The organism is Pseudomonas syringae (assembly GCF_002157375.1).
Lineage (GTDB): Bacteria > Pseudomonadota > Gammaproteobacteria > Pseudomonadales > Pseudomonadaceae > Aquipseudomonas > Aquipseudomonas syringae_T.
The window spans coordinates 404,478-413,656 of the sequence record NZ_MTSA01000002.1 but is presented as its reverse complement, the minus strand read 5'-3'; the positions used below and the strand labels follow the sequence as shown (position 1 = coordinate 413,656).

Below are 9,179 nucleotides of genomic sequence, written 5' to 3'. Positions count from 1 at the left end.
AAGTGGGGCGAATTATAGACAGATCACAGAGGGCGTCAACCGTTAATTTCAAAAATCTGCAGCTCGCTTGCTGAACCCCCGCAAATACGGGAGAACCGTCTTTTAAAGACGATCTCCCTTCCGGATAATTTACAGGCTGGGGAATGCGAACTGCGAGGCTTCATGGCTCGCACGCTGCGGCCAACGCTGGGTTATCGCCTTGCGGCGTGTGTAAAAGCGCACACCGTCCGGCCCATAGGCATGCAGATCGCCAAACAGAGAACGCTTCCAGCCGCCGAAGCTGTGGTACGCGACCGGCACTGGCAGCGGTACATTGACCCCGACCATCCCCACTTCGATCTCGTCGCAGAACAGCCGTGCGGCTTCGCCATCCCTGGTAAAGATGCATGTACCGTTGCCGTACTCATGGTCGTTGATGAGTTGCATGGCCTGCTCGAGGCTATCGACGCGCACGATGCACAATACCGGCCCGAAGATCTCTTCTTTATAGATGCGCATCTGCGGCGTCACGCGATCAAACAGGCAACCGCCCATGAAGAAGCCCTGTTCATGCCCGGCAACCTGAAGGTCCCGGCCGTCCACGACGAGAGTAGCGCCCGACTCCACGCCATCGGCTATATAGCCGCTGACCTTGTCGCGATGCTGCCCCGTAACCAATGGCCCCATGTCCAGCCCACAGGCCGTGCCGGCACCGATCTTCAGGCTCTGGATTTGCGGAACCAGTTTGGCCACCAACGCATCGGCAATCTGATCACCGACGCAAACCGCCACAGAGATCGCCATGCAGCGCTCGCCACACGATCCGTAGGCAGCGCCCATCAGCGCACTGACGGCGTTGTCCAGATCAGCATCCGGCATCAGCACCGCATGGTTCTTGGCACCGCCGAGCGCCTGAACGCGTTTGCCTCGCGCCGCACCCTCTTTATAGATGTACTCGGCAATCGGTGTAGACCCGACAAAACTCAGCGCTTTCACTTCCGGCGCTTCGATCAGCGCATCAACCGCCACCTTGTCGCCATGCACCACATTCAATACACCCTTCGGCAACCCGGCCTCATGCAGCAGCTCGGCAATCAACAACGTAGAACTCGGATCACGTTCGGATGGTTTGAGAATGAAGCAATTGCCGCAGGCAATGGCCAGCGGATACATCCACAACGGCACCATCGCCGGGAAGTTGAATGGCGTGATGCCCGCAACAATGCCCAGTGGCTGGAAGTCGGACCATGCATCGATGTTGGGCCCCACGTTGCGGCTGTACTCACCTTTCAAGACTTCGGGCGCAGCGCAGGCGAACTCCACGTTTTCGATACCACGCTTCAGCTCGCCCGCCGCATCTTCCAGCGTCTTGCCATGTTCTTCACTGATCAGTCGGGCAATGCGTGCTTCGTTCTGCTCCAGCAATTGCTTGAAGCGAAACATGACCTGGGCGCGCTTGGCCGGTGGCGTGTTGCGCCAGGCCGGGAACGCCGACTTGGCGGAGTCGATGGCTTGCTGAACGGTTTCACGACTGGCAAGTGCCACCTGGTGGATGACCTGCCCGGTAGACGGATTGAACACATCTGCCGTGCGGCCGCTGCCAGACACGAACTCGCCGTGAATCAGGTGCTGAATACTGCTCATGACAAAAACTCCAAAAGACTGGATCAGGCGCGAATCACTTCACGCCTGACGAAAGAAGTACCTATATAAGAAGGAGATTGACCAGCGTGATCAATCGAGCTGGTTCAATGCCTCGCCCACGGCATCGAACAGGCGATCCAGATCCTGTGCCTGGCTATTGAAGGTCGGGCCGAACTGCAGGGTGTCGCCGCCAAAACGCACATAGAAACCGGCTTTCCACAGTTTCATGCCGGCCTCGAACGGTCGCACAATCGCGTCGCCGTCACGCGGTGCAATCTGAATGGCACCTGCCAGCCCGTAGTTACGAATATCGACGACGTTCTTCGCGCCCTTGATACCGTGCAACGCTCGCTCAAAATGCGGCGCAACGTCTGCCGCCTGCTGCACCAGGTTTTCACGCTGCAACAGGTCCAGCGCCGCCAACCCGGCCGCACAGGCCACTGGATGCGCCGAATAGGTGTAGCCATGCGGAAACTCGACGGCGTAGTCCGGCGTCGCTTGATTCATGAAGGTCTGATAGATCTCGCTACTGGCAATCACCGCGCCCATCGGGATCGCGCCATTGGTGATTTGCTTGGCGATGCACATCAGGTCCGGCGTGACGCCAAAACTGTCGGCACCAAACATCGAACCGGTACGACCGAAGCCGGTAATGACTTCATCGAAGATCAGCAGGATGTTGTGCTGATCGCAAATTTCGCGCAAACGCTTGAGGTAGCCTTGTGGCGGAACAATCACACCGGCCGAACCCGCCATTGGCTCCACAATCACTGCCGCAATGTTCGAGGCGTCGTGCAGCTCGATCAACTTGAGCATCTCATCGGCCAGCGCGATGCCGCCTGCCTCAGGCATGCCTTTTGAAAAAGCATTGCTGGCCAGCAGCGTGTGCGGCAGGTGATCGACGTCCATCAACTGACCGAACATCTTGCGATTGCCGTTAACGCCGCCCAGGCTGGTGCCGGCCACGTTCACGCCGTGATAGCCACGCGCGCGACCGATCATTTTGGTTTTGGTCGCCTGCCCTTTCAGCCGCCAGTAGGCACGTACCATCTTCACCGCGGTGTCTGCGCACTCAGAACCGGAGTTGGTGTAGAAGACGTGATTCAGGTTGCCCGGCGTCAACTCGGTGATTTTTTCCGCCAGCTTGAATGACAACGGGTGCCCGAACTGAAAGCCCGGGGAGTAATCCAGTATGCCCAGTTGCCGCGAAACAGCTTCTTGAATTTCCTTGCGGGTATGCCCCGCGCCGCAGGTCCAGAGGCCGGAGAGACCATCGTAGATCTTGCGACCCTTGTCGTCTGTCAGATAGCTGCCATGCGCGGCGACGATCATGCGCGGGTCGCTGTGGAAATTGCGGTTCGCGGTGTAAGGCATCCAGTGAGCGTCGAGCTTCAGCTGGCTGGTGACGGGCACTTCGGACGATTCGAACATATTCATGGAGCGAGCCTCGCAGGCACGTAGACGAACAGTGATTGCAGCCAAGGTGCCACGCGGCTAAAGTTCATAAAACCTGATTTTCATGATCTTCAGTTAGGCATCCGCTAAACAATGAGCCTTCGTCGTTCCGACCCTCTGGCGCAGGTCAGTGATTTTGATATCCGCTTGCTGCGCCTCTTTAAAAACGTGGTCGAGGCTGGCGGTTTTTCGGCTGCCGAAAGTGTTCTGGGCATTGGTCGGTCTGCAATCAGCCAACAAATGAGTGATCTGGAACAGCGCCTTGGCCTGCGTCTGTGTCAACGCGGAAGGGCCGGTTTTTCGCTGACTGATGAAGGACGTGAGGTTTACCATTCCTCGTTGCAGCTACTCAGTGCGCTGGAAAGCTTCAGAACCGAAGTGAACGGCCTGCACCAGAATTTACGCGGCGAACTGAACATCGGCCTGACCGACAACCTGGTCACCCTCCCCCATATGCGCATCACCCACGCGCTGGCCCGGCTCAAAGAGCGCGGCCCTGGCGTGCATATCAATATCCGCATGGTCGCCCCCGCAGAAGTCGAACAGGGCGTATTGGACGGCGGCCTGCATGTCGGAGTTGTGCCACAGGCCAGCGCCTTGCCGGGGCTGGAATATCACCCGCTGTACAGCGAGCGGTCACTGCTTTACTGCGCGGTGGGTCACCCGCTTTTTTATACGGACAATGCAACGCTGGATGACGGGCGTCTCGCACAGCAGGAAGCCATCACCCCCACCTTTCGCCTGCCCAGCGACATTCAGGATCATTACAAGGCGCTCACTTGCACGGCCAGTGCCTCCGACCGCGAAGGCATTGCGTTTCTGCTTTTGACCGGGCGCTATATCGGGTATCTGCCGGATCATTACGCCAATGCCTGGGTAAAGGAAGGCAGGCTGCGTGCGCTGAAACCGGAGTCAAAGTTTTATGACCTCAACCTGGTGACGGTCACACGCAAGGGTCGACGCCCTCATTTGGTGCTCGAAAGTTTCCTGGAAGCACTGGCTGCTACCCGATGACACATTTCTGCCAGCCACCGTTTTGATTCACTCGACTCACCGAAGCCCTCAACTGCGCTATCAGGCTGATATATCTGGCAATAGTCAGGCGCCCAGAACATTAACCTGAGCAGATGGACAGCTTTTTGCAGTACGAACAGAAAGTGGATCCACACGATGTCACGCCAGCTCATGGCATTCCATTCCGAGACTTCGCCATGCAGCCTGAAAACCCTGAAAACCTGAACAACGGTGACAAGAATAACGACCTGATCTACGGCCTGAATGACCGACCCAGGCCGATGACGGCTGTGTTGGCAGCGCTGCAACACGTTCTCGCCAGCTTCGTCGGCATCATCACCCCGCCGCTGATTATCGGATCAACATTGGGGCTGACCGAATACCTGCCCTATCTGATCAGCATGGCCTTGATGGTGTCGGGTACGGGGACGTTCATTCAGGCACGCCGCCCGTTCGGTATCGGCGCAGGCATGATCTGCTTGCAAGGCACCAGTTTCGCGTTTTTGGGCGCCGTGTTGTCCGCAGGCTTTCTGGTCAAGCAGCGTGGCGGCAGCCCCGAGGACATCATGGCGATGATTTTCGGCGTGTGTTTTTTCGGCGCGTTGGTACAGATCGTTCTGAGCCGCTGCATCAGTCAACTGCGCCGCGTCATCACGCCCCTCGTGACCGGCATCGTGATCACGCTGATCGGCGTCAGCCTGATCAAGGTGGGCGTGACCGATCTGGGAGGCGGCTTCAACGCACCGGATTTCGGCGCACCGTTGAATCTGGCTCTGGGTGTGTTCGTGCTCGCGGTCATCATCGTGCTCAACCGCTCGAACACACCTTGGGTGCGCTTGTCAGCAATCATCATCGGCCTGGCTGTCGGCAGTCTGGCGGCGTGGTTCAGCGGCAAACTGGTTCCCCAGCCGATTCACGACTTGCCGCTGATCAGCGTGCCGATTCCGTTCCGGTTTGGTTTCAACTTTGACTGGACCGCTTTCCTGCCGGTCGCGCTGATTTATCTGATCAGCAGCATCGAAACCGTCGGCGACCTCACCGCCAATTGCATGCTGGCACGCCAGCCGATCAGCGGCCCGACTTACCTGGCACGGCTCAAGGGCGGCGTGCTGGGCGACGGCGTGAGCTGCATGATTGCCGCCACTTTCAGCGCGTTCCCCAATACCACGTTCGCGCAAAACAACGGCGTGATCCAGTTGACCGGTGTCGCCAGCCGCTATGTCGGCCTGTACATCGGCGCGGTGCTGTTCATCCTGGGGCTGTTCCCGCACATCGGCGCCATCGTCCAGCAGATTCCGAAGCCGGTATTGGGCGGCGCGACGCTGGTGATGTTCGGCAGTGTTGCGGCGGCAGGCGTGAGAATTCTGGCTCAGTCGCCTCTGGACCGGCGCAGCATGCTGATCATTGCGACCTCGTTTGGTGTCGGCCTGGGCATCGCAGCGCAACCGTCGCTGCTGCATCAGATGCCTCATCTGATTCAGAACCTGTTCGATTCGGCTATCACCAGCGGCGGCATCACCGCGATTATCCTGTGCCTGCTGATTCCTGAAGGCAACGTTGCTGCGGCCCCCTCCGATGCGGTGACGGAACCCAAACCCCTTGAACAACCACGATAACTTTCAACAACTGCATCTGCACTGGCGCTTGCGGGATAGGCGCCGGTGCGTTATCTGTTCATTCGTTGTGCCCCCACGACCTGTCCGGAATTGCTTATGACCCTCGAAGTCCCAGCACACAGCGCTCACGTCACCAAGCCTGCCAGCCGTATTCGTCAGAAGAACGAAGAAGCGATTATCCAGGCAGCCGAAGATGAATTTGCCCGCCACGGCTTCAAGGGCACCAGCATGAACACCATCGCGCTGAAGGCCGGGCTGCCGAAGGCCAATCTGCATTACTACTTCACCAACAAGCTCGGCCTGTATGTCGCGGTCCTGAGCAACATCATCGATTTATGGGACAGCACCTTCAACCATCTCGGCGTGGACGACGACCCCGCCGAAGCGCTGGCCCGCTACATTCGCGCCAAAATGGAATTCTCGCGTCGCCAGCCACAGGCTTCGCGCATCTTCGCCATGGAAATCATCAGCGGTGGCGAATGCATGACCGAATACTTCAATCAGGATTACCGCACCTGGTTCCAGGGGCGTGCAGCGGTTTTTCAAGCCTGGATCGACGCAGGAAAAATGGACCCGGTCGATCCGGTTCACTTGATCTTTCTGTTGTGGGGCAGCACCCAGCATTACGCCGATTTCGCGACCCAGATCTGTCGCGTGACCGGTCGCAGCCGCCTGACCCGTCAGGATATGGAGCAGGCCAGCGACAATCTGATCCGGATCATCCTCAAAGGTTGTGGGCTGACACCGCCAGCCTTGTAGAATCGACACCTTGCCGCCAGCAAGGATACCTGCATGCCCTTTACTCTTGCCGGCCCTTGCGAGTTTCGTGAAGAAATCCGCAAGAGCCGCTTCATCACCCTCGCCGCCCCCATCGCCAGCCCTGCCGATGCCCAGGCATTCATCGAGCAGCACAGCGACCTGAACGCGACCCACAATTGCTGGGCCTGGAAGCTGGGCGGACAGTACCGCAGCAATGACGACGGCGAACCGGGTGGCACGGCCGGCAGGCCTATTCTCGCCGCCATCGAAGCACAGGAATTCGATCAGGTCGTGGTTCTGGTGATTCGCTGGTACGGCGGCATTCAGTTGGGCACCGGGGGCCTGGCCCGTGCATATGGCGGCGGCGCCAACAAGTGCTTGCAACAGGCCGAGCGCTTGCCGCTGATTCAACGCTGGTCTTTTGCGATGGAATGCAGCTTCAGTGAACTGGCGCTGGTCAAGGTGCGCCTGGCTGAGCTGAACGGGCTGGTCGAGAGCGAAACGTTCACGGCCAATGGCGTGCAGATGGCAATCGCCATCGGCCCTGAACATGTCGATCTCCTGCAACGGCAACTGGCTGATCTGAGTCGCGGCAGAATCTTGCTGCAACGTGCTGTGGATGACTGACTGCCTGTTTCGGCCTCGTGTCTGCAATTGCCCACATCTACTGTGCATCCGGCTGTGGATAAGCTGAGCACAGTCCATCACACGCCTTACGGGCCGGGCGTTTCAGGCAAGTGATCATTTTTCGCACAATTCAGTGCATACCGGCTGAAAACAGTTCGAAAACAGACGGTTAGTGAGCTTTAGCACCTTTGGACACTAACCGGCGTGGCGTTATTCTCCGCTGAGCAGGTTGCGCACAGTTACTGTGGAGGAACCTGTGGATAACAGGTGCAAGAGCGGCGCAATCGTTTACAGCGCCGCACTCGGGGCCAGCTGTCTATTTTCTGCTCAAATCAATGGGCCATATTCGAACCCGACGCGCGCAGGCATGCCCCGATCTGGTGCTGAAATGGCGTGACCCGGATCGGCCGGGATCGATATTCCCCGTCAATGCTCCGTTCTAGCCCGCCCGCCTGAAACCTGACCTGTTGGCCAGGATTTTGCTTTATCCACAGGCGACCCACTTTTGCCCAGAGCCTTTCATGTCAAACGATGCGATACCTGCGCGCCTCCAATTGCGCCACATCACCAAACGGTATCCCGGCTGCCTGGCCAATGATGCTATCGACCTGACCATTCAGCCCGGCGAGATTCACGCGCTGCTGGGTGAGAACGGTGCAGGCAAAAGCACGCTGATGAAGATCATCTACGGCGTTACGCAACCTGACTCGGGGTCGATCGTCTGGCAAGGTCAACCGCTGACCATGCGGCACCCCGCGCAGGCCAGAAGCCTGGGCATCGGCATGGTGTTCCAGCATTTCTCTCTGTTCGAAACCTTGAGCGTTGCGCAAAACATTGCGCTGGCAATGGGCGCAGCGTCAGGCACGCCGAAACAACTGGAGCCGCGTATTCGCGAGGTCTCACAACGTTACGGCATGGCGGTCGAGCCTCAGCGGCTGGTCCATAGCCTGTCGATTGGCGAACGGCAAAAAGTCGAAATCATTCGCTGCCTGATGCAAGACATTCGGCTGCTGATTCTCGACGAACCCACGTCAGTGCTCACACCTCAGGAGGCTGAAGAGCTTTTCGTCACTCTCAGGCGTCTGGCCAAAGAAGGCTGCAGCATCTTGTTCATCAGCCACAAGCTGGGCGAAGTCCGGGCGCTGTGCCACAGCGCAACCGTGCTGCGCAACGGCAAGGTCTCAGGGCACTGCGTTCCGGCGGAATGCTCTGATCTGGTACTGGCGCGGATGATGGTCGGTGATGCCGAGGGATTGACAGCGCATTACCCGAAGGTCAGCGGCAGCGCGGCGTTTCTGCGGGTCGACGGGCTGTCCTGGCACAACCCGGATCCATTCGGCTGCTCACTGAAAAACCTGAAACTGGATGTGCGCAGCGGTGAAATCGTCGGCATCGCGGGCGTGGCCGGCAATGGTCAGGATGAATTGCTTGCGTTGTTGAGCGGTGAGCAGACGCTGCCGCACCATCAGGCGGCAACCCTGCGGTTTGCAGAAACGCCCGTCGGCCACTTGCGCCCTGACGCCCGACGCAAACGCGGCCTGGCATGCGTGCCTGCCGAACGGCTGGGGCATGGCGCGGTGCCGGAATTGAGCCTGGCGGACAACGCCCTGCTGACGGCCTTCCAGCAAGGCCTTGTGAGCAACGGCCTGATTCAGCGCAGCAAGGTGCGCGCACTGGCCGACGACATCATTCGCCGCTTCGCGGTCAAGACGCCAGATGCTCAAGCCCCGGCGCGTAGCCTGTCCGGCGGCAATCTGCAGAAATTCATTCTGGGTAGGGAAATCCTGCAGAACCCGAAACTGCTGATCGCCGCGCACCCGACCTGGGGCGTGGATGTCGGCGCAGCGGCAGCGATTCATCGGGCGCTGATTGCCTTGCGTGATGCGGGCGCTGCGATTCTGGTGATTTCCGAAGACCTGGACGAACTGTTCCAGATCAGCGACCGACTCGCCGCGCTGAGCGACGGTCAGCTTTCCGACCTGATCCCCACTGAACAGACCAGCGCCGTGCAGATCGGCGGCTGGATGGCAGGGCAGTTCGCACATTCTCAACCCCAGGCCCACACGCCTGGTTAACGGAGCAAAA

General features: G+C 58.9%; 7 protein-coding genes. 5 read left to right on the top strand and 2 right to left on the bottom strand.

All coding sequences use genetic code 11. The features are described from left to right. Positions 1–129: 129 nt before the first annotated feature. Positions 130–1,623, bottom strand: coding sequence for a CoA-acylating methylmalonate-semialdehyde dehydrogenase (locus BW686_RS03800; protein ID WP_084914297.1), 1,494 nt, complete (start codon positions 1,621–1,623; stop codon positions 130–132). 90 nt (positions 1,624–1,713) lie between these two features. Next, complete coding sequence (locus BW686_RS03795) at positions 1,714–3,060, bottom strand: aspartate aminotransferase family protein (RefSeq protein WP_084914294.1); 1,347 nt, start codon at positions 3,058–3,060, stop codon at positions 1,714–1,716. A 111-nt stretch (positions 3,061–3,171) separates the two neighbouring features. On the opposite strand from BW686_RS03795, the gene BW686_RS03790 reads away from it, so the two are divergent. The 5 genes from BW686_RS03790 to BW686_RS03770 all read left to right on the top strand — a co-directional run bounded on the left by BW686_RS03790 (position 3,172) and on the right by BW686_RS03770 (position 9,169). Then, the gene (locus tag BW686_RS03790; RefSeq protein WP_084914292.1) at positions 3,172–4,092 is read left to right on the top strand and encodes a LysR family transcriptional regulator; all 921 of its coding nucleotides are present in this window, start codon (positions 3,172–3,174) and stop codon (positions 4,090–4,092) included. A gap of 197 nt (positions 4,093–4,289) precedes the next feature. Next, positions 4,290–5,708 carry a uracil-xanthine permease family protein gene (locus tag BW686_RS03785; protein ID WP_084914333.1) on the top strand — a complete coding sequence of 473 codons (1,419 nt, stop codon included), beginning with the start codon at positions 4,290–4,292 and terminating at the stop codon, positions 5,706–5,708. A gap of 96 nt (positions 5,709–5,804) precedes the next feature. After that, positions 5,805–6,467 carry a TetR/AcrR family transcriptional regulator gene (locus BW686_RS03780; RefSeq protein WP_084914289.1) on the top strand — a complete coding sequence of 221 codons (663 nt, stop codon included), beginning with the start codon at positions 5,805–5,807 and terminating at the stop codon, positions 6,465–6,467. A gap of 33 nt (positions 6,468–6,500) precedes the next feature. Continuing rightward, positions 6,501–7,094 (top strand): IMPACT family protein, encoded by a 594-nt coding sequence (locus tag BW686_RS03775; protein WP_084914287.1) that lies wholly within the window; start codon positions 6,501–6,503, stop codon positions 7,092–7,094. A gap of 521 nt (positions 7,095–7,615) precedes the next feature. Continuing rightward, a complete protein-coding gene (locus tag BW686_RS03770) occupies positions 7,616–9,169 on the top strand; it encodes an ABC transporter ATP-binding protein (protein ID WP_084914284.1) in 1,554 nt (517 codons plus the stop codon). Positions 9,170–9,179 lie beyond the last annotated feature (10 nt).